Genomic DNA, 1,332 nt, shown 5'->3' with positions numbered 1-1,332 from the left:
CCGCGCCCGCGCCGGGGTGGGGGCCAGCCCACGCACCACCTTGTCGACGAGCAGCAGGGCTTCGGCCCGCGCCAGCGTATCGGCCGGCTGGTGCAACACCCTGAGAATGCTCACCAGCAGGTTCACCACCTCGGCAAATTCCAGCGCCAGCGAATCGGCCGAGATAATGGCGTAGCCCCGCTCTTTCAGGAACTTGGCAATGGTCTTGCTGGCCCCCCGCGTGCGGCAGAGCACCGCGATATCGGCCAGCGCGTAGCCGTCGCGCAGGGCCTGCTCCACCAGCTGCAGGGCAAGGTAGCAGGTGCTTTCATCGTAGCCCAGCAGCGCCTCGGGTGCGTGGCCGGGGAGGGGCTCAGTGGTATAGGTGCCGGCGGCGGGGTCGTAGCGGAGGGCGGGGGCGTCCTTTTGGGTGAATAATAATTCCACGTGCCCCTGTTGGTCGGCCCGCTTCGACTCCGGCACCTGCTGCCCAAAATGCGCGTCATAAATCCCCGTCACCAGCCCCAGCGCCTCGTGCCGCCCACTTACCGCCTCAAAAAACGAGTTGTTAAAATCAATAATCTCCCGCGCCGACCGGTAATTTACCTGCAACGCCCGCGGCTCCAGCTTCCCCCGAAATGCCTCGTAGCGCCCCCGCAGCAGCTCGCGCATCTCCGGCTCGCGGGCCCGGGCGGCCAGGGCTTCGGTGTTGCCCTGGTGCAGGCGCAGAATCTGCTCCATCTCGCCCCCGCGCCAGCGGTAAATGGCCTGCTTGGCGTCGCCCACCGCCAGGCTGCTGTGCCCGTTGGCCAGCGTGTTTTCCACCAGCGGCAACAAATTATTCCACTGCAACACCGACGTATCCTGAAACTCGTCAATCAGAATATGCTCGTATTTCTCGCCCAGCCGCTCGTACAAAAACGGCACCGGCTCGGTGAGCACAATGCTGGCAATGCGCCGGTTAAATTCCGAAATCAGCACCACGTTGCGCTCGCGGCTGATTTGCTCCACCAGCTTGTTTAATTCACTCAATAACGACGCGTGAAATAAATACGGCTGCATGGCCGCCAGCAGTACGTAGCTGTGCAGGTTTTCGGCCCGCAGCTCGGCCAACGCCAGAAACGTGTCTTCCAGCACCGGCCGGATGGCGTCCACGTCGGCCGTTCGCTTCTCCTTCTGGGCCGCGCCGCTGCCCCACTTGCCCGACTCAAACACCTTGCGGGCGGTGGCCGTGGGCGTGTCGCCCGGCTCCAGCCAGCGCAGGGCGTTGCTGAAATGCGTAAACACCCCCTTCTCACCGCCGCTGATGTGCGCCGCCGTGAGCCCGGCCGCTTCCACGGCCTCGGTGGCCTG

1 protein-coding gene is annotated in these 1,332 nt (G+C 64.5%); it reads right to left on the bottom strand.

The window, feature by feature from the left end:
• The coding region (locus ACYVDE_RS22990; RefSeq protein ID WP_460503860.1) for a UvrD-helicase domain-containing protein at window positions 1-1,332 on the bottom strand (1,332 nt) is incomplete at both ends.

The organism is Hymenobacter agri, from assembly GCF_054778495.1.
This window is presented reverse-complemented; position numbering and strand designations above follow the sequence as displayed.